Below are 19,983 nucleotides of genomic sequence, written 5' to 3'. Positions count from 1 at the left end.
ATATTAGGACTGATTATTGCTATTACTCTGTATCTAAGATATTTTAAAAAAGAAGAATAAGAAAGTTAAAATAGACTTATTTTAACTTTTAATTTTTTTATAATTGAATAGCTTCTTGAACAACTTCGTCGTTGTCCTCATCATCATATAGAATATGAGCCAATTTCAATAACTTTTCCTGACCCTTAACTTCATCCTTAAATAAAGGAATTTCAGCAATGTGCTGTTCTGGGAACTTTTGGTCAATCAAAGCTAATCTTTTTTGCTGCAATTTATGTCTTGAGTGGCAGAAATCGCAATCGCAAATGTCAGGCATCACCTGGTTTACAATAACACTGTCAACGGTAATGTCATATTTTCCAAGTGCTTCCAATGCCCTTTCAGATTCATAAATTGACATTTCTTCCGGAATTACGACCATTTTGAAGGTTGTTCTATCAGGGTCTGATAAAACTGCTTTTGCTTGGTCAATTTGTTCTTTTGTCCTTTTCAAATCTTCGGATGTTTGTGGATCATCAATTTCATCCATGAAAGGCATGATTTTTCTAAGGGCATTGGTTGCAGAACCTAATTTCGCCTTAAGCATCATCATTTTACCTACCCATGAATCCATAACTTCAGGGAAGGACAATAATCTTAAAGTGTGTCCTGTTGGAGCGGTATCAAATACAACAACGTCATATTCATCTGAGTTCATTACACCCATAAACATTTCAAATGCCGCAGCTTCATCTGCACCTGGTGATGCTGATGCCATATCCAACTGGTCAGATAAAAAGTCCATACCAAATAAGCTTCCTTCATCAGGATTTGCTGCTTTTTGAGCTTCCAATTGTGCCTGTTTTTGAGCCATTGCAACATCCGGATCGATTTCAACCGCGAACAAATTGGTTTTGATTTCACGAGGATAACTGCCAATTGGCACTTCAAGTGAATCAGATAATGAGTGTGCAGGGTCGGTTGATACGATTAAAGTTTTTTTACCTTGTTCGGCTAACCATAATGCAGTTGCAGAGGATACTGAGGTTTTTCCAACTCCTCCTTTTCCTCCTATGAAAATGAATGTTGTTTTATCTTTGTTAAATTTAAAATAATCCTTAAACGCCAAATAAATTACCTCCTTGAATAAAATTACTTTTTGTTACTAAATGTTATTTAAATTTTCATAGTATATAAATATACTTATTAGACCCATATTGCAATCACAAATATTTCAAATTACTGCTATTTTTTACATGATTCATGTAATTCATCGAGAATAATTATAAAATAGCTTTTCTAAATTCCTGAAATTGGATTATACTTATTGACACGGTTTGATTCATAATCATTTTTTCACTGTTCGGCCTGAAATCATCCCCAAAAAGAGTAAGTAAACGAATTTCCATAAGATAATTGGTGGCATGTATATGAATTTTCAATTAGTTATTTTGGGTAACATTATGAATTTCAAATGAGTAATTTTAGATATTGCCTAAATTATCATTAGAGCATTAATTGATAATTACAATAATTATGTTACCTGTTTTATACACCTGAGCCATATAGGAATTAAATGTAGAAAATATATTGATTAAAATATCATATTAAAAAATAGCAATATAATCATTAAACCAAAAGAAATTAGAATAAATTTCTTCATGCCATCATTTTTTAAATCAAATGGTAAAATCTTATTTGCAACATCCGGAGAAAGAACAAAGCATTCTAAAAGTAATGCCAATACAACCAAAATTAAATCCATATTCAAAAATGAACCTTTAACAAACATGTCTTTTAAAAAATTAGTTAAAGAGACCCCCAAAGGTCCAGAACCTACAGTAATACCTAAAACCCAATGAAAAAGTGGATGATATCCATTACCCTCATAAAATGAGTTGTTGTTTTCATTAGAGTATACATTTCTTCTTAAAAGCAGGAAAATTCCCGGAAAACATACTGCTAAAGAAAATGCAATGGCATTATATAATCCATATTTTAAAGCTGCACAAAAAAAAGCCCATGATACTAAAAATGAGGATACAAATAAAAATAAGATTAATCCTTGATTAGTGCCTTGCATTAAATCCGGAGAAAATAATTCAAATTTTTCATCAAAAAAGTCACGTTTATATATTAAAATAGTAAACATGATACTAACAATAGTAAAACCAGACATGCAGAGCATAAAATCAGATTTGAACAATAAATTTAATATTATTGAAATAACGACACTCAAACAGATGCATTCTATAAAAATGCCCAATGAATAAAATTTAAGTTCATCCTCATTCAAATACATCCATTTAGTCTTCATAATTTCATTTAAACTTTTGTCCATATTTTTATCCCCCAAATTAACTAACAATTACAATATAATCATATGTGGTTAGTTTATCTTAGTATGTGATGTTTTAAGTTGAAAGGCACGGGTTCTTAAAAAAAAAATTCAAATTAATGTCCTATTGTAGAGAAAAATCTCTACAATATCCCGTATTCGACATTAATAATACATTTTTTGCATCTGAATAGAGTTTACATAAAAGTAAATCTCTTGTATAATACTATTATTAAATAAAATATATAAACTTAACTAATTTTAAAAAATAGACAATTAAATAGTAGCTATCTCCGGAAAAAGGCCTCACAAAAACATTAGTTTTCAAAACCCTTCATTGACTTGTTTATATTTAATTGCCATTGATGAGGTGAAAATTTGAGTCCTTATCTTCCACCTTTTATTAGAATCATTATCGTCATGATATTAAGACAGTATGATCCTATGAGGAAGAGAATCAACTCCACTTTTTCCACCTCCATTCAGATGCATGGAAAGAACACCAGAACAGCCATACGGTGAAACTACTCTGATTAATAAATAAACAGCGAATATAATAAATATTCTCATGTTTATTCACCTCCTTTCAAAAATGTTATATAGTTTGAGGCCTTTCAAGAGAGCATATATGTGTTATAAATTATTTAAGGCTTGTTGAAGTCATTTTGTAAAATTGTAGTGAGAAAAACATCATATATAAAATTTACTGTGAAAAAGAATTGATAGAAATATAAAATTAAATTAGAATATGATTATGAAATGGAGAATATAATAATCTTTATTACAGATAATAAAAATATATTATTCTGTAAATTGTCCACGGAAAAGTGGTAAGTAATCGAAATTCCAATTACATGCTTTTAGTAACTAAATGTTATTTTAATTCATTATAGTATATAAAGTTAGTTATTATACTAAATTAATTGTCCCATCCAATAAGATACCAAATTTCATCAATTTTTTTAAAATTAGCTACAGTATTGGAAATCCACCTTAGTTCCTTGCCTTTGACTTTAGCAGTTAATCTTACTTTAGATATCAAAGAAGCAGAGGCATCATCATCTAATAATATGGTAGGCTCCATAATATCGGATTTGGAAAAATCCATAGAACCGTCTTTTATCTCGGAGATAAATTCTCTTTTAACTTGGGATTTATTTGGGGCTTGAGTAAGTTTAAAATCATCTAAAAGAATCTCATCTAATTTATCAATGTCCGCTTCAATTAATGCATATTGAAACTCAACAAACTTATCAACAATCTCCTGGTCAGCAAAAGAGAATGATTTCTCACAAAGTAATTCTACATCAGACATGATATAATATATAAATTAATAAGTACATATTATTTTATGTATGAATGATTATAGGTTGGTGAGATTATTTGTGAAATTCCAGAAATAGACTGCGAAAAAACAAATGATGCAATTGTTGAATTCATCAAAACCAAAGTATCCGACTCCAAAACCGATGGAATTGTAGTTGGTTTGAGCGGAGGAATAGATTCAACTTTAATAGCTTATTTATCCTGTGAAGCCATCGGAAAGGAAAATGTATTTGGAATTATCATGCCGTCTGCAACAACACCTCCTGAAGATAAAGTTCATGGAATCGAAATAGCACAGCACTTAGGTATCGAATACAAAGAGATTGCTATTGACAGTATCCTAAATGAATTTTTATCCATGACACAGCTTGAAGAAAACAATCTGGCAATAGGAAATCTCAAAGCCAGAATAAGAATGTCAATCATTTATTATTATGCAAACGCTAAAAATTACCTCGTCAGCGGAACAGGTAACAAAAGTGAAATCCTAATCGGTTATTTCACAAAGCATGGGGATGGCGCATGTGACATGGAACCGATTGGAGACTTATACAAGACTGAAGTCTATAAATTAAGCGAATACTTAAATGTCCAAAAGGAAATCATCGACAAACCTCCGAGGGCAGGCCTCTGGGCCAACCAAACTGATGAAGACGAAATTGGAATGAGTTATGATTTGCTTGATAAAATATTGTATCTTTACACTGAAAAGGATATAAAAGAAACTGAAATAGCTGAAAAATTAGATATTTCGATTGATGACATTAATATGATTATTAATAAAATTATTAGGAGCGAACACAAAAGTAAAGTTCCGGAATACCCTCAAAAAATAATATAATGGTGATTTAGTGAGCGAAAATATTGAAAAGAAATGGCAGAAAAAATGGGCAGATGCAAAATTATTTGAATCAGACCCTGACGAAAGAGAAAAATTATATCTTACAGTAGCTTTTCCATATCCAAGTGGAGCAATGCATATAGGACACGGACGTACATATACTGTACCGGATGTTTATGCAAGATTTAAAAGAATGGAAGGTTACAATGTATTATTCCCAATGGCATGGCACGTAACTGGTGCACCAGTTATTGGAATAGCTGACAGGATTAAAAGAAAAGATCCATGGACACTTGATTTATACCACAGAGTTCATGGCGTTCCAAAGGAAACCTTGCCTAAATTGGAAGAACCTGAATTCATTGTAAAATACTTCTCAACAGAATATCACGAAGTAATGGATGAAATGGGATATTCAATTGATTGGAGAAGAGAATTCAGAACAATCGATCCGACTTACAGAAAATTCATCGAATGGCAGATTACAACCTTACACGACAAAGGGTTGGTTGCAAGAGGGGAACACCCAGTAAAATACTGTCCAAACTGTGATAACCCCGTCGGAGACCATGACCTTCTTGAAGGTGAAGGAGTAGGCGTCAACGAACTTACCCTTTTAAAATTCCCAATAGAAGATAAAATCCTTGTAACCGCAACTTTAAGGCCAGAAACAATCGTTGGAGCAACCAACATCTGGTTAAACCCTGATGTAGAGTATGTTCTTGTCGATGCTGAAGGCGAAAACTGGATAATAACAAAAGAAGCTCACTATAACTTATCTAACCAAATTAAAGATTTAAATATCATCTCTGAAATTGACCCTAATGATTTTATTGGTAAAATGGCTAAAAATCCATTTACCGGAGATGAATTACCAATTTTCCCTGCAAGCTTTGTAAGTGCATCTTACGGAAGTGGGGTCGTATTTTCCGAGCCTGCTGATGCACCAGCAGATTATATAGCTCTTCAAGATTTGAAAAACAATGCCGAAATGATAGCAAAATATAATTTAGAAGGCATTATTGAAAATGTCGAACCTATTCCTGTATGTACTCTTAAAGGCTATGGGGAAATCCCTGCAGCCGACATCATTGAAAGATTAGGCATTACTGACCAAAACGATGAAAAATTACATGAAGCCACTAATGAATTATACAAACAGCAACACAGTAAAGGTACCATCATAGAATCCATTCCAGGATTTGGAGGTATGAAGGTTCGCTTTGCTCGTGAAGAGTTAAAAGAAAAATTAATCTCTGAGAACATGGCCACAATAATGTACGATTTCGCCGAAAGGCCAGTAATCTGCAGATGCGGTAACAATTGTGTTGTTAAAATCATGGATGACCAATGGTTCATGAGATACGGTGATGAAGAATGGACTGAAAAAACCTTGAAAGTGCTTGAAGGCGAAACAATCATTCCAAAAGAACTTAAAAATAACTTCGATTATTACATCAACTGGTTGGATGACTGGGCATGTTCAAGGAAAGTAGGGCTTGGAACAAGACTTCCATGGGACAATCAATGGTTGATTGAACCATTGACCGACTCTACAATTTACATGTCTTACTACACAATTGCAAAATACTTAAAAGACATGGATCCGGATGATTTAAACCTTGCATTCTTTGATAAAGTTCTCTTAGGTAAAGATTCAGGTGAAATTACAGTTCCTGAGGAAAAAGTCAAAGAAATCCAAGATGAATTTAATTACTGGTATCCATTAGACTGGAGACTATCTGCAAAAGATTTAGTAGGTAACCACTTAAGCTTCCTAATGTTTGCGCACAGTGCAATTTATCCTGAAGAAAAATGGCCTAAAGGAACCGTAGTTTTCGGTATGGGTCTTTTAGAAGGAAATAAAATGTCATCATCCAAAGGTAATGTAATCCTCTTGAAAGATGCAATCAGCGATTACACAGCAGATGTTGTAAGATTGTTCCTAATGGCTTCAGCTGAACCATGGCAAGACTTCGACTGGAGAGAAAAAGAGGTACTCGGTACCAAAAGAAGACTCGAATGGTTTAGAGAATTTGCAGCAAGAGTTGAAGAAATCAAAGGTTCACCTTTAGATTTAAGCAATATTGAAGAAGTTGAACTAACCCGTACAATCGACTTATGGATGATCAGCCAGCTTAACCAGCACATCAAAAAATCAACTGAAGCATTAGAAGTTTTCCAAACAAGACAAGCGCTTCAAAACTCATTATTCTTGCTTAAAAAAGATGTAGACCACTACCTATATAGGGTCAAACATATTATCGATGCACAGGACCCTGCAGTCATTTATGTTTTATCCACTGTATTGGAAGCTTGGATTAGACTTCTTGCACCATTCACACCACACACTTCAGAAGAATTATGGGCAACCTATGGTGGAGAAGGCTTTGTAAGTGAGGCTGCATGGCCTGAAGTGGATGAATCAGCAATAAGTCTTGAAATTGAAAAATCAGAAGATTTAGTGGAAAATATCATTAAAGATATCGCACATATTAAACAAATGGTTGGGGACGACGTTGAAAAAGTCCACGTTTACTTAGCTCCTGATTGGAAATGGGACTTATACAAAATAGCTGATGAAGTTGGAAAACCAGATATCGGTCAAATTATGGGTAGAGCTATTGGAGCTAATATCTACGATGACAAAAAGGAAATAGCAATGGTAGCTAAAAAAATCGGTAAAGAAATAACTAAAACAAGATACATTGGTAAAATTAATGAAGAAGAAATTTTAACTGATGCTCTTGAATACATCAAAGAAGAATGTGGTAATGAGGTTATTATCCATACTGATGACTCATACGACCCACAAAATAAGGCTAAAAATGCAATGCCTTATAAACCTGCATTATTTATGGAATAATAGAGGTTAATCCCTCTATTCTAATTTTTTACTTATTATAATTTTCTTGCAAACATTAGATATCCGCTATGTCCAACCATACGTGTTTTAGGTCTTACGCCTTGAGTTCTAACCTCCAGACCTCTTTCTAAAGTTTCGAATATTTCTATATCATAAAAACCTAATTTTTTAGCAACACGATAAGAGGTTTCAGCCTGATCGATGTAAGGTGCATAAACCGCAAGCCATCCTCCCACATTTAATGCTTCAAGCACCTCTTCAAATATCTCAAATGGTTTGGGCAAATCCAAAAATACTAAATCAATATTATCTTCATCGATACCATCTTTAATATTTTGATTTTTTACATGAATGTTTTCAATTCCAAACTTCTCAATGTTTTTAGACGCAACTTCTGCAAAGTCTTCGCGTATCTCATAGGTGAAAACATCGCCGTCAGGTCCGACAACATTTCCGAAATTAAGTGCAATAGCTCCAGCACCGGTTCCGGCATCAACTACACGTGAGCCTGCTCCCAAACCCGTGTGGGCCAAAACCTGCCCAATATCCTTTTTGATAAGTATTGAACATCTTCGATCCATAACATCAATGAAATCATTGATATTTGGTTTAACAATTTTAAATGAGTGGTCCAAATGGCTTTTAACCTCGTCACCTATTGCTGCATTATCTAAGATTTCTGCTTTGATAATCCCTAAATCACTTTGAAATTCTTCACCAGGTTTTAAAACATACTTTTTACCACGTTCATCTAAAATCATTTTCATAATAATACACCTAATTTTCTAACTCTGCTAATCTTTTTACCCTTTTAAGTGAATCCGGGTGAGTGGACAACAGTTCCATGATTCCGCTTGTTTTTGAAATTTTCACTCCTGACGCAGCAAGTCTCATTAATTCCTCATCGGAAATTTTTCCGTCACCGTCAAAGTCTATTTGTCTGAAATCTGTAACGTCATGTTTTGCATTGTTAACATCATTTACAAAAAATGCTCTGTTAGTGTTTAGCTCAGCAATTGTTTCCTTATCGCATTTTGCAGCACCATAAGACAATTTATAGAGTGCGGACACTAAAGCGGCCGGGCGATTTCCATATTCAACACTGGCTTCATCAGCATAGTATTCGCGGATTCTTGAGATGAACAACACTAGCAATTGTCCTATCAAGTAGAATACATAACCCAATATACCTATGATAATTCCGCCGCCATTCCTGCTGTCTCCGGAAAACATGAAGGCCAATGCGATGTAATAGCAAATCATAGGGACAACACTTACTGCAGCAGTTATTGCCATGTCGTTGTGTTTAATGTGACCCATTTCATGACCCAATACTGCCCTTAGCTCATCACGGTCAAGTAAACCTAAGATAGGGCGAGTAACAGCAATATGGCCACTTCTGCTTGTTCGGCCATATGCAAATGCATTCGGAATATTTACTTCAGACAATCCGACTTCAGGTTTAGGAACGCCGGCAGCGTCAGCCAATTCCTGAACCATTTGATGGATGTGAGGGGCTTCGGCCTCTGACAATGGCCTTACATTCATTGAACGTTTAACAAGAGATGGACCAAACCAATATTGTAAAAATACAATGACTAAGCTTGCACCCATGTACAACATCCAACTGCTGATTCCCAAATACCATCCTACAAGCATTATGAGAATATAAACAGTTGTAAACATTAGTATAGATGTAAGAATCATTCTTAACTTAAGTTTCCATGTGCCTTTCATTTTTAACACCTTAAATTTTTTTGAAAATATTACTTTTCAAATGCTCACTTTAATTATATATTAATTAGATTTCATATAATAAAAAAGTTAAGCAAAAAATAATTTAACTACAAGGTACAAAAATTTTACTATAATAAAATGGTGATTAAATGAGCGGACCATGGGTAGAAAAATATAGACCACAAAAATTAGAAGACATTGTAGGACAAAAGCAAATCGTGACAAGACTTGAAAAATATGTAGGCGAACAAAGCATGCCTAATTTAATGTTCACCGGTCCTGCAGGTGTCGGTAAAACAACCACAGCCTTAGCACTAGTAAAATCTATTCTTGGAGAATACTGGAGACAAAACTTCTTAGAGTTGAATGCTTCTGATGCAAGAGGAATTGACACAGTAAGAGACCGTATTAAAAATTTCTGCAGATTGAAACCTGTTGGTGCTCCATTCAGAATAATCTTTTTAGACGAAGTAGACAACATGACAAAAGATGCACAGCATGCACTTCGTCGTGAAATGGAAATGTATACCAAAACCGCTTCATTTATACTCTCATGTAATTACTCTTCAAAAATCATTGATCCGATTCAGTCCAGATGTGCAATATTCAGATTTGCTCCATTAAAAGGAGAAGAAATTAAGGAACGTTTACAGTTCATCTGTGAAAATGAAGGATTTGAAGCATCTGATGAAGGTCTTGAAACTATTGTTTATTTTGCTGAAGGAGATATGAGAAAAGCAGTGAACGTGTTGCAGGCTGCAGCTTCAGAAGGAGAAACAATAACAGAAGAATCTATTTATGAAGTAATATCCAAAGCAAAACCGCAAGATATTGGGAATATGATAAATAAAGCTTTAATGGGAGACTTTATGGGTGCCCGTAATATCTTAAGAGAAACAATGGTTTTACAAGGAACCAGTGGAGAGGACATGGTTACTCAGATTTATCAAGATGTTTCAAAAAGAGTTATTGAAGGAAAAATGGATGCCAGCATCTATATGGATTTGATTGAAGCAATAGCTGAGTGTGATTTTAGAATAAGGGAAGGAGCAAATCCAAGAATACAACTTGAAGCTTTATTAACTCAATTCTTATAAGGTATTTAAATGTTATGGACAGACAAATACCGGCCACAAGAGCTATCAGAAGTGGTCGGTAATAAAAAAGAGATTAAAATAATCACTGATTGGGTTGATGAGTGGAAAAAAGGTAACCCGCAAATCCCTCTACTTTTAGTCGGACCCCCGGGTATCGGAAAGACTACACTAGCTCAAATCATAGCAAAAGAATTTTCAGAATACATTGAGTTAAACGCTAGTGATAAACGTTCCCAAGACGTGATTAAAAATACAATTGGTGAGTCTTCATCTTCCAGATCTCTTTTTGGTGATGAGTACAAATTAATTATCCTTGATGAAGTAGACGGAATTCATGGAACAAATGACCGTGGCGGCGTAAAGGCAATTGGAGAGATAATTAAATCTTCACACCACCCAATGATTTTAATAGCCAATGATTTTTACTCAAAACGATTACAATCCATAAAGCCAAAATGCCAAGTAATCAAAATGAAAAAATCAAGATGGAACTCAATATCCGCATTACTGAGAAAAATAGCAATAGCTGAAGGTGTTGATGCAAATCCACAAGCTTTAAAAGAAATAGCTGTAAAATCACAAGGAGATGTGAGATCAGCTATAAATACATTGCAAGCACTTGCTGATAAAGACACCACACTAGAGGTGGCTGATGTGGAAGGCATGGTTACAAAAGATACACGTTCAGACATCTTCAATGCAATTACTGGAGTTCTAAAAAGCAAAACCCCTGCACACGTCAAAGAAGCATTGTGGGTTGAAGAAGATCCGACTCTTGTCATGGAATACATTGCGGAAAACATTCCACGGGAATACAAGAAGAAGGATGAAATCAAAAAGGCATATAACTACATATCAAAAGCGGACGTGTACTTTGGAAGAACTCAGGTAAGCAGAAATTACGGTTATTGGAAATATGCAACAGATTTCATGGGAATCGGAGTCAGCAATTCCAAACATGAAACATACAAGAAATTCACAAAAATCCAAACCCCAACTATTTTTGGCTTAATGAGCCGTAACCGTGGAAAAAGGAATTTGAGGGATGCCATTGCGGATAAAATGTTCGATAAAATGCATGTATCCCGTAGGGTTGCTGTTTCAATGTTTCCATACCTTGAAATAATGTTTCAAAATGATGAACTTGCTTGGGAAATCTCTGACTTTTTAGAGCTCGAAGAAGATGAAATCAAACGATTCAGGAAAAAGAAAATTCCTAAAAAAGTAATCGCAAAAATGGAAAAACAAAAAGAAGAAATGAGAGTTGAAGAGCGTGACAAACGTGCTGAAGAGCTTAAAAATCAAATGATGAATGTCATTCCAGAAGTTGAAGAACCTGCCGAAGACGAATTGCCGTTTGAAATTCCAGGAATTGATGAAAGTCCTGAAGATGACGTCGTCGAAAAACCTTTAGTTGAGGAAACCCTTGAACCTGCAGTTGAAGAAGAAATTGAGGAAGAACCCCCAAAAGAAGAGAAAAAAGAGAAAAAGAAAACCGATAAGCAAGTAGATTTATTCAGTTTCTAATTTATTATTAATAAACTCTGCGGCGCTCACAACATTGTCCTTATATTGTGGAGCCACATCTTCCAAAAACTTGGAAAAGGAATTGGCCAATTCATCTTTATTTTCCTTTTCAATCAGCTCCTGACCATCCATCTCCAAAAATGAATTAATCCAATCAAAGGATACGTTAGCTAAAGGATAAATTTCATTTTCTTCGTTAGAATAATTTAGGCCTTCGCCTGAAAAAATACCTTCAAAGATATTGTTTACTTGATCATCCAAAATTATAGGATTAACCTTCAAATCATAATCTCCCTCATAAACTAGTTCAACACCATATTTTCGAGTATATGGCTCCATTAACAATTCAACCAGATAATTGTCTTTAGGCATTAATATTTTAGAATTAGGTTCAATTTCCAGAGCCAGATGTTTTGAGGATTTTGAGCATATTTTTTGGAATAATTTGCTTCTTACAACTTCAATTTCCGGATATTGCTTTTTAAAGGTAGCTTCTCTTGTTCTTGAAAACTTTGAAAATCTTAAATTATTAATGTAAATCTTATCTGGAGTATATGATATAAAACGAGTGTCAACTCCAATTATCTTCAAATATTTAAGCACATCTTTTTTAGATGAGCCAAATTCATCATCTTGAGATTTTAAACCAGAAATGTCAAAAATTAAATCCATATTATCATTTTAAGTCAATTGTTTTTCTCAAGGCATCTTCCATTACATCAACCGGAGCTTCGTTGCCCGTCCAGATTTTAAAACTTTCAGCTCCTTGGTAAAGCAACATCTTAATTCCGTATACCGGTTTTGCACCTGCCTTGATAGCTTCCTTTAAAAGTACTGTTTCATTTGGATTGTAAACGGCATCAAATACAACTAAGTCTTCATGCATGTCACTAGCTGATGCGATAGGTTCATCATTGACATTTGGATGCATGCCGGTTGGGGTTGTGTTAATTAAGATATCTGCTTCCCTTAAATAAGAACTAATTTCAGAAATAGAACCAGCTTCAACATTGCTGATTAAATTAGAATCTAAAACATCATTTGCTAATTTCTGAGCTTTATCAACATTCCTATTTAAAATTGTTAATTTATTTGCGCCATATTTTGCAATGTAAAATGAAATAGCTCTTGAAGCGCCACCTGCTCCTGCAATAACAACATTTTTATCTTTAATTGATGTAACCTCTTCAATGGCCCTAACTGCACCGATTCCATCAGTGTTATATCCTTTCATATCTTTAAAATCGATTGTGTTTACGGCACCTATCAAACTAGCTACCTCATCAATTTCGTCCAAATATTTCATGACTTCAATTTTATGGGGGATTGTAACATTCAAACCCCTGATATTCAATGATTTAGCACCTTCGATTGCTGATTTTAAATTATCAGGACTAACATCAAAAGCAACATAAGCATAATTCATTCCCAACTTTTTAAAAGCAGCATTATGCATTGGTGGTGAAAAACTATGCTCAACAGGATGGCCTATTAAACCTACAATATTTGTACTACCTTTAATATTCATATATTATTTAATTGATTAACAAAGATTATATAACTTTGTACATACAAAATTAAACTATAATATATCACATACAAGGAGTGTAAAAATGGAATTTACAAGACCAAGAGGTACAAGAGATTTTTTATTTGATGAAATGAGACAAAGAAAGCAAGCAGAAAGTACCTTAAGAGAAGTTTTTGAAAGTTATGGTTATCAAGAGATAAAAACACCTTTATTTGAGGAATTAAGTTTATTTACAACAAAATCTGGAGAAGAAATTGTTGATCAATTATACAATTTTAAAGACAAATCCGACAGGGAATTGACCTTAAGACCAGAAATTACCGCTCCAGTTGCCAGATTATACTTAAATGAACTTGAAAAAACCGCTGTTAAACCAATCAAATTATATTATTACGGCAGCTGTTTTAGATATGAAAGACCTCAAAAAGGCAGATTCAGACAATTTTGGCAATTTGGTTGTGAATTGATTGGTGCTAAAACTCCACAGGGAGAAGCAGAAGTGATAGCTCTATGTAGTGATGCGATTAACTCACTTGGAATCACTACAGCGGACGTAAATATTAACCACTTAGGAATTATCAGAGGTTTGTTTAAACACTTTAACATCACTGATGAAACCCAAAGGGAAATAATGGTTGTCATTGACAAAGGAGATAAAGACTTATTGATTGAATCGTTAAGTGGAGAAACTCCAGTAATCGATAATGATGAATTAAACCAAATATTATTAAAATTAATTGACCTTGTTGGAGATAAATCCATCATCACAGATGTGGAAGAATTAATTGCCCCATATGAAGAACCAAAAGAAGCTTTAGAAGAGTTAAAAGAATTAATATCCTTATTAGAGTCTTTCCAAGTTGAAAATTATACTTTGAACCTCGGCGTTGCAAGAGGTCTTGATTATTATACCGGAATTGTATTTGAAATATATGTTCCTGAACTTGGCGCTCAAAAACAGATCTGTGGTGGAGGATCCTACAGTCTTGTTAAAGTATTTGGAGGCCAGGAAGTCGAATCCACTGGATTTGCACTTGGTTTTGACAGGTTAATGAATGCAATTGAAGAATTAACCGAACAAGAGGAATTGCCTTCACACTTAGACGTATACGTAGCCCCAATTACAAAAGATGTTCGCACAAAAGCATTTGAAATAACCCAATTGCTTAGAAAAAATGGAATTAAAACCGATGTCGATTTAAACGGCAAAAAGTTCAAAAAATTAATGAACTATGCTGATAAGATTAAAGTTGAAAAAATCATCATTGTTGGTGCTAACGATCTTGCTGAAGGAAAAGTCACTGTTAAAAATATGATTAGTGGCGAGCAGGAATTAGTTGAAACTGATAATCTTATAACATATTTAAAAGAGGAATAAAAATGAATATAAACTTCAGGCATGAAATTAATGGCATTAAGGTCATTACTGCAGTTGCACAAGATGTCGAAACCAATGAAATTTTAATGTTGGCTAACATGAATAAAGAAGCTCTAATTAAAACCATAGAAACAGGCAAAGCTCATTATTGGAGTACTTCACGTAATCAGTTATGGCTTAAAGGTGAATCTTCAGGTCACTTCCAGGAGGTTCATGAAATCCTTGTAGATTGTGATATGGACGCAATCATTTTAAAAATCTCTCAAACCGGTGCGGCATGCCATGAAGGTTATAAATCCTGCTTTTTTAGAAAATTGAATACTGAAAATAAGATTAACATTGATGACCTGAAAGAAGAAGATGTTGAAATCATTTTAAAAAGACTTGTAAACCCAGAAGATGTGTATTAAAATGAAATGTATAATACCGGACACAAGCGCTGTTATTATAGGTGCAATATCAGAAATTATTGAAAAAGAGAATTTGGATTATCCGGAAATTATTGTACCTGAAGCTGTAGTTTGTGAACTTGAACACCAAGCTAATGCAAATAGATCCGAAGGAAGAAAAGGTTTAAAGGAACTTCAAAAATTACAGGATTTGCAAGATGAAGGGGAACTTGCAATAAGCTTTAAAGGAAAAAGACCTACTAATTATGATATCAAATATGCAAAAAGCGGTGAAATAGACAGCATTATTAGAGATATTGCTAGAAGTGAAATGGGAACTCTTGTCACAAACGATAAAGTGCAGGCAGAAGTTGCAAAATCTCAAGGAATACCTGTTTACTTTTATGAGCAAAAAATTGAAGAAAAGCCACTTTCAATTGAGAGATACTTTGATGATGACACAATGTCCGTCCATTTAAAAGAAAATGTAGTTCCAATGGCTAAAAAAGGAACACCTGGACATATTGATTTCGTTATATTAAACGAAAAACGTTATACCTACAAAGAACTTCAAGAAATCATTGATGAAATCCTTGATAAAGCAAAAAACGACCCTAAAACTTACTTAGAAAGTGAAAAAAAAGGTTCATATGTTGTCCAATCAAGAGAATACCGGATTTCAATAGCTTACCCTCCATTTTCTGAAGGTTTAGAAATTACGGCTGTAAGACCAGTTGCCAATATTGATTTAAATGAGTATCATTTATCTGATAAATTATTAGAAAGAATCAGGACAAATGCTGAAGGTATTCTAATATCAGGTTCTCCCGGAGCGGGCAAATCAACATTTGTACAGGCAATCGGTAAATATTACTCATCAAAATTAAATAAAGTTGTAAAAACAATGGAATCCCCAAGAGATTTGCAACTCCCAGATGAAATAACACAATATGCACCTTTAGAAGGAAGTATGGAAAATACTGCTGATGTGCTGTTGCTTGTAAGGCCCGATTATACTATTTATGATGAGCTTAGAAAAAATACTGATTTTAGTATTTTTGCTGATATGAGGCTTGCGGGCGTTGGTATGATTGGAGTGGTGCACGCAACACGTCCGATAGATGCAATCCAAAGAATCGCTTCAAGAGTTGAACTTGGAGTAATTCCATCAATTGTTGATACAAGCATTTATATTGAAGACGGTAAAGTTACAAGCGTATACGAAACTAAAATGACCGTCAAAGTTCCGACAGGCATGAAAGAAGCAGATCTTGCAAGACCGGTCATTGAAGTAAGAGACTTTGAAACTGGTGAGCTTAAAAACGAAATTTATACCTATGGTGAGCAAACTATTGTAATGGACATTAATCTAGTTAACGGCAGCAGCAGTGACGCCAATTATAAATCCTCGGTTGATAAAATTGCTGAAAAAGAAATTCTAAGGAAAGTTAAGAAACTCCTACCTAAAAAAGCTAAAGTTGATGTTGAAGTCATTTCACCTGAAAGGGCGAATATCTACATTCCAGAAGAGTTTATTCCAAAAATCATCGGTAAAAATGGAAAAAGAATTGCTGAAATAGAGGAAACTATTGGAATAAGTTTAGGTGTTGAAGTAATTGAATCAAAACCTGTTAATAAAGCTCCATTTGAAGTGGATATTCTTCATACAAAAAAACAATTAATTTTAGAACTTGGACGAGAAAATGGAAGAAAAAACTTTGATATTCAAATTGATGGAGAGTATTTGTTAACTGCAACAACATCTAAAAAGGGAGAAATTAAAATTAAAAGAGGAATAGAACTATCCGATTACATTATCGAAGCGCTTGAAATGGGATTAAAGATTACAGCTATTCAAAAAATGTGATAATATGAAAATTGGAGCATCTACACTAGCAGGAATGACTAATAAACTAGAAGAAAATTTAGAATTCATTGAAAATTTAGGCCTGGATTATGCTGAAATCGTACATCAGTACCCTCATGATAATTTTGACATTGATATTTTAGAAAGTTTTAATTTAAAATATTCAGTTCATTCCCCATTTATGGACGTGAATATTGCAGCACTTCAAGAAAAGAGCAGGATTAACTCAATTGAGCAGATAAAAGAATCAATTGACCTAGCTAATAAAATAAATGCAGAGGCGGTTGTTGTACATCCTGGCCTGGCACCTTTTTTAGCAAATAAATATTATTTAGATACTGTTTATGAATATGCAAATGAATCAATTAAGGAAATTGGAGATTACGGGAAAGATTTGGGAGTTTTAACTACTGTTGAAAACATGCCGACATTTGATGGCATGCTTTATAAAGATATGAATGATTTACATGAACTGCTTGTTTCACTAGATATGTATATGACCTTAGACATCGGCCATGCAAATCATGCAGGATATTCCCCAGACGAAATGATTTTTGATTCAATTAAACACATACATATGCATGATAATTTTGGTGATGATGATGCACACCTTGCATTTGGTGAAGGGTCTATTGATTTAAAATCTATCGTTGATAAATTAGAAGAAAAAAATTATAATGGCATCTACATCATTGAAGTAAATGACACTGATTCTATCAAAAAAAGTTATGAATATATGAAAGAGAACTTCTAAAGAAGTTTCTTTTCTTTTATTTCTTTTTCAAAATACAAATATTTCGAATCAATTACCTTTCTGATATCTTTAGCTGTTTTTTTACCAATCCCTTCAACTTCCTGAAGTTCAGTTTCAGAAGCATTAAGGACTTTTGATACACTTCCAAAGTGTTTTAATAAGTTTTTGGCATTAACTGGTCCAATATTAGGTAATGATTCTACAATAAATAATTGTTGTTCTAAAAGGCTAACTGGTTTTTTATCAGTTCTGATCTGAATTGGAGTTCTTTCGCCGTTTTGTTCTCTAACTGCAATTCTTTTAATCATAGCTGCAGTATCCTGAGCATTTCTTGTAGGCAATATACTTATTCCAAAATCAATTGCAATAGAAGCCATAGATCCCCTAATTGCATTAGGATTAATGAATCCAGTATATAAATCATCGCCTTCAAGAATTAAAATAGGATGTTTGAACTCTTCAGAAAGCTCTTTTGCTTGTTTAAATAATCTCTTATCAATAATTGAGTCTACAAAATCCTTTGCAGTTTTTCTCTCAATAGCTACTTCATCACTTACCTGATAGTCTGCAACAGCCATTGAACGAACTTGAACGTCAATCTCCATTTCAGTTAAATGCCTAATTACTTTAGAATTGCCTTCACGAGAATCTGCATAAACAATTGGAAAATTATTTTCTTTTTTAGGTTTATCAATTACTTTAACATTTCTTTGATTTTCCATTCTTTCAACTGCCGATGCATTTAACTCCTCTAAAACCTCCTGATCAATTAATTGGTTTTTCATACGGTCTTCTTTTCTTATACTTGACCAATAATAACCCTCATCACGAGTTCCTTCAGTAATTAAAACTTTTACACGACCTGTTCTTTTACGACCAGTTCTACCTCTTCTTTGAATCATTCTCACTTCAGACGGCACCGGTTCATACAATACTACTAAATCGACTGCAGGAATATCAATACCTTCTTCAGCTACACTAGTGGAGAGCAATACATCATATTCCCCCATTCTAAAGGATTTTATGATTGCCTTTTGTTCTTTTTGAGTTAGGCCTTTTTCACCGTCTTTAGGTGCCTGACCAAAGAATTTTGCAGATTTAATTCCTTCTTTTTCAAGTTTTTGATGAATCATTTCGAGTGTGTCACGATATTGTGTAAATATAATAATTTTAGAAGCTGATTCATCACTTTTATCCTCAAAACGAGAAGTACTGAGTTTAGTTTGACCATTATCACCTAATTCTTGTTTAAGAATTTTTGTTACTTCACGTAATTTTGGATGTTCCCAGCCATGTTTTTCCGCTTCTCTTGCCAATCTAACAGCACGACTGAAATTATCATCCCACATCAATGATTTAGCTGCTTTAGTTTGTTTTTTACGCAGCCTTGCAACATATTTATTGAAAGTTTGAACACCCTGAGTTTCAATTAACTCTTGAGCGTGTTGAACATTGATAACCGCACTTAAAATAGATATGGCTTGGAATAACTCTTTATCAGGATTTGCTGAGCGAGCGATTTCGCCTTGAACTCTGCTTCTTGCTTTTAAAATATCCACTTTATTAACAGAAACTGTTTTAATAATGCCCATATTTTTTAAGGCTTTAAGCCTTACTTTTAGAGCTTTATCAACATTTTCTTTAATTTTTGCAAGTTCACCGCTCATTTTAACCTTGACCCATTCGATTTCCACAGGGTTGAAATATGGTTTTACATCAGCATCATCCTCAGTCTTGACAACAATATTTTGAATATAAAGGTTTTCACATACTTCTTTGATTTTATATTTATCTGAACCTGGAGAAGCAGTTAAGCCTAAAATAAGATTAAAATTAGATTCCTGAACGTATCTTGATGCTAAATACACATAAGAATAAGATCCAACTCCATGATGGCATTCATCGAAAACAATTAATGAGACATTACTTAAATCATACCTGCCGTTTAACAAGTCAGATTCTATAGTTTGTGGAGTTGCACAAATAATTCTGGATTCTTCCCATCTTTTAATTCTTTCATCAGTTTTAACGGCACCTGTTAATGAGGTGCATGGTAAATTAATGAATTCTTTAAAACTTTCTTCATGTTGAATGGCTAAAGGTTTAGAAGGTGCTAAAACTAGAACTTTTGAGTTTTTGACTTTATTTAATCTGTCGGCAGCTACAAGAATCGCTACAATTGTTTTACCTAATGCTGTAGGTGCAACAACCATCGTATTTCCTTTTTTTAAGACATCTCCTGCAAGAATCTGTTGATATAATCTTGATTCGATTGCATCTTTTTTTAATAAGGGATGATTAATGTAGCTTGTCATGATATCATATTAATTAAAAGTAATATTAATATATTAAG

Annotated in this window: 18 protein-coding genes; 8 read left to right on the top strand and 10 right to left on the bottom strand. The window is 33.8% G+C overall.

The features are described from left to right. Positions 1-97: 97 nt before the first annotated feature. The 5 genes from IKS50_RS02320 to IKS50_RS02300 form a co-directional block, all read right to left on the bottom strand. Positions 98-1,108 (bottom strand): ArsA family ATPase, encoded by a 1,011-nt coding sequence (locus IKS50_RS02320; protein ID WP_292844700.1) that lies wholly within the window; start codon positions 1,106-1,108, stop codon positions 98-100. A 154-nt stretch (positions 1,109-1,262) separates the two neighbouring features. Further along, complete coding sequence (locus tag IKS50_RS02315) at positions 1,263-1,388, bottom strand: hypothetical protein (protein WP_292844697.1); 126 nt, start codon at positions 1,386-1,388, stop codon at positions 1,263-1,265. Positions 1,389-1,573: 185 nt separating this feature from the next. Continuing rightward, positions 1,574-2,320 carry a hypothetical protein gene (locus tag IKS50_RS02310; RefSeq protein WP_292844694.1) on the bottom strand — a complete coding sequence of 249 codons (747 nt, stop codon included), beginning with the start codon at positions 2,318-2,320 and terminating at the stop codon, positions 1,574-1,576. Between the two features lie 423 nt (positions 2,321-2,743). Further along, positions 2,744-2,887: a hypothetical protein gene (locus IKS50_RS02305; RefSeq protein WP_292844691.1), complete on the bottom strand. Its 144-nt coding sequence runs from the start codon at positions 2,885-2,887 to the stop codon at positions 2,744-2,746. 349 nt (positions 2,888-3,236) lie between these two features. After that, on the bottom strand, positions 3,237-3,632 hold the full coding sequence (locus IKS50_RS02300; RefSeq protein ID WP_292844688.1) for a nuclear transport factor 2 family protein: 396 nt from the start codon (positions 3,630-3,632) through the stop codon (positions 3,237-3,239). 66 nt (positions 3,633-3,698) lie between these two features. Between IKS50_RS02300 and IKS50_RS02295 the strand changes: the two genes are divergently transcribed. Together IKS50_RS02295 and leuS are read left to right on the top strand one after the other, a co-directional pair. Beyond that, on the top strand, positions 3,699-4,484 hold the full coding sequence (locus tag IKS50_RS02295; protein WP_292845121.1) for an NAD+ synthase: 786 nt from the start codon (positions 3,699-3,701) through the stop codon (positions 4,482-4,484). Between the two features lie 10 nt (positions 4,485-4,494). After that, positions 4,495-7,350: a leucine--tRNA ligase gene (gene leuS, locus IKS50_RS02290; RefSeq protein WP_292844685.1), complete on the top strand. Its 2,856-nt coding sequence runs from the start codon at positions 4,495-4,497 to the stop codon at positions 7,348-7,350. Positions 7,351-7,385: 35 nt separating this feature from the next. Here the strand turns inward: leuS and IKS50_RS02285 are convergent, their stop codons facing one another. After that, on the bottom strand, positions 7,386-8,117 hold the full coding sequence (locus tag IKS50_RS02285) for a tRNA (adenine-N1)-methyltransferase (RefSeq protein ID WP_292844682.1): 732 nt from the start codon (positions 8,115-8,117) through the stop codon (positions 7,386-7,388). A 10-nt stretch (positions 8,118-8,127) separates the two neighbouring features. Further along, positions 8,128-9,087, bottom strand: a complete 960-nt coding sequence (locus IKS50_RS02280; protein WP_292844679.1) for a zinc metalloprotease HtpX — start codon at positions 9,085-9,087, stop codon at positions 8,128-8,130. Between the two features lie 149 nt (positions 9,088-9,236). Between IKS50_RS02280 and IKS50_RS02275 the strand changes: the two genes are divergently transcribed. Both IKS50_RS02275 and IKS50_RS02270 read left to right on the top strand, forming a co-directional pair. Next, on the top strand, positions 9,237-10,184 hold the full coding sequence (locus IKS50_RS02275) for a replication factor C small subunit (RefSeq protein ID WP_292844676.1): 948 nt from the start codon (positions 9,237-9,239) through the stop codon (positions 10,182-10,184). Positions 10,185-10,193: 9 nt separating this feature from the next. Continuing rightward, positions 10,194-11,711 carry a replication factor C large subunit gene (locus tag IKS50_RS02270; RefSeq protein ID WP_292844673.1) on the top strand — a complete coding sequence of 506 codons (1,518 nt, stop codon included), beginning with the start codon at positions 10,194-10,196 and terminating at the stop codon, positions 11,709-11,711. Here IKS50_RS02270 and IKS50_RS02265 read toward each other — a convergent pair. Together IKS50_RS02265 and IKS50_RS02260 are read right to left on the bottom strand one after the other, a co-directional pair. Continuing rightward, the gene (locus IKS50_RS02265; RefSeq protein WP_292844670.1) at positions 11,697-12,383 is read right to left on the bottom strand and encodes an ATPase; all 687 of its coding nucleotides are present in this window, start codon (positions 12,381-12,383) and stop codon (positions 11,697-11,699) included. The genes IKS50_RS02270 and IKS50_RS02265 overlap by 15 nt on opposite strands. A gap of 4 nt (positions 12,384-12,387) precedes the next feature. Further along, positions 12,388-13,239 carry a shikimate dehydrogenase gene (locus IKS50_RS02260; RefSeq protein WP_292844667.1) on the bottom strand — a complete coding sequence of 284 codons (852 nt, stop codon included), beginning with the start codon at positions 13,237-13,239 and terminating at the stop codon, positions 12,388-12,390. A gap of 85 nt (positions 13,240-13,324) precedes the next feature. On the opposite strand from IKS50_RS02260, the gene hisS reads away from it, so the two are divergent. The 4 genes from hisS to IKS50_RS02240 are packed head-to-tail and all read left to right on the top strand — an operon-like array spanning position 13,325 to position 17,630. Then, entirely contained in the window at positions 13,325-14,620 is a 1,296-nt protein-coding gene (gene hisS, locus IKS50_RS02255; RefSeq protein WP_292844664.1) for a histidine--tRNA ligase, read from the top strand. Between the two features lie 2 nt (positions 14,621-14,622). After that, on the top strand, positions 14,623-15,030 hold the full coding sequence (gene hisI, locus IKS50_RS02250) for a phosphoribosyl-AMP cyclohydrolase (protein ID WP_292844661.1): 408 nt from the start codon (positions 14,623-14,625) through the stop codon (positions 15,028-15,030). 1 nt (position 15,031) lies between these two features. Beyond that, positions 15,032-16,876 carry a PINc/VapC family ATPase gene (locus IKS50_RS02245; RefSeq protein ID WP_292844658.1) on the top strand — a complete coding sequence of 615 codons (1,845 nt, stop codon included), beginning with the start codon at positions 15,032-15,034 and terminating at the stop codon, positions 16,874-16,876. Between the two features lie 4 nt (positions 16,877-16,880). Continuing rightward, positions 16,881-17,630: a sugar phosphate isomerase/epimerase gene (locus IKS50_RS02240; RefSeq protein WP_292844655.1), complete on the top strand. Its 750-nt coding sequence runs from the start codon at positions 16,881-16,883 to the stop codon at positions 17,628-17,630. Here the strand turns inward: IKS50_RS02240 and IKS50_RS02235 are convergent. Beyond that, complete coding sequence (locus IKS50_RS02235) at positions 17,627-19,945, bottom strand: DEAD/DEAH box helicase (protein ID WP_292844652.1); 2,319 nt, start codon at positions 19,943-19,945, stop codon at positions 17,627-17,629. The genes IKS50_RS02240 and IKS50_RS02235 overlap by 4 nt on opposite strands. Positions 19,946-19,983: the final 38 nt, after the last annotated feature.

It is taken from the genome of Methanobrevibacter sp. (genome assembly GCF_017539065.1).
In the GTDB taxonomy this organism is placed as follows: Archaea; Methanobacteriota; Methanobacteria; order Methanobacteriales; family Methanobacteriaceae; genus Methanocatella.
This window is presented reverse-complemented; position numbering and strand designations above follow the sequence as displayed.

Bases quoted from the DNA above. Each gene is read 5' to 3' on its own strand.
- IKS50_RS02315 (WP_292844697.1), bottom strand. From the start codon at position 1,388: ATGGAAATTCGTTTACTTACTCTTTTTGGGGATGATTTCAGGCCGAAC.
- IKS50_RS02310 (WP_292844694.1), bottom strand. From the start codon at position 2,320: ATGGACAAAAGTTTAAATGAAATTATGAAGACTAAATGGATGTATTTG.
- IKS50_RS02305 (WP_292844691.1), bottom strand. From the start codon at position 2,887: ATGAGAATATTTATTATATTCGCTGTTTATTTATTAATCAGAGTAGTT.
- IKS50_RS02300 (WP_292844688.1), bottom strand. From the start codon at position 3,632: ATGTCTGATGTAGAATTACTTTGTGAGAAATCATTCTCTTTTGCTGAC.
- IKS50_RS02285 (WP_292844682.1), bottom strand. From the start codon at position 8,117: ATGAAAATGATTTTAGATGAACGTGGTAAAAAGTATGTTTTAAAACCT.
- IKS50_RS02280 (WP_292844679.1), bottom strand. From the start codon at position 9,087: ATGAAAGGCACATGGAAACTTAAGTTAAGAATGATTCTTACATCTATA.
- IKS50_RS02275 (WP_292844676.1), top strand. From the start codon at position 9,237: ATGAGCGGACCATGGGTAGAAAAATATAGACCACAAAAATTAGAAGAC.
- IKS50_RS02270 (WP_292844673.1), top strand. From the start codon at position 10,194: ATGTTATGGACAGACAAATACCGGCCACAAGAGCTATCAGAAGTGGTC.
- IKS50_RS02265 (WP_292844670.1), bottom strand. From the start codon at position 12,383: ATGGATTTAATTTTTGACATTTCTGGTTTAAAATCTCAAGATGATGAA.
- IKS50_RS02260 (WP_292844667.1), bottom strand. From the start codon at position 13,239: ATGAATATTAAAGGTAGTACAAATATTGTAGGTTTAATAGGCCATCCT.
- hisS (WP_292844664.1), top strand. From the start codon at position 13,325: ATGGAATTTACAAGACCAAGAGGTACAAGAGATTTTTTATTTGATGAA.
- hisI (WP_292844661.1), top strand. From the start codon at position 14,623: ATGAATATAAACTTCAGGCATGAAATTAATGGCATTAAGGTCATTACT.
- IKS50_RS02245 (WP_292844658.1), top strand. From the start codon at position 15,032: ATGAAATGTATAATACCGGACACAAGCGCTGTTATTATAGGTGCAATA.
- IKS50_RS02240 (WP_292844655.1), top strand. From the start codon at position 16,881: ATGAAAATTGGAGCATCTACACTAGCAGGAATGACTAATAAACTAGAA.
- IKS50_RS02235 (WP_292844652.1), bottom strand. From the start codon at position 19,945: ATGACAAGCTACATTAATCATCCCTTATTAAAAAAAGATGCAATCGAA.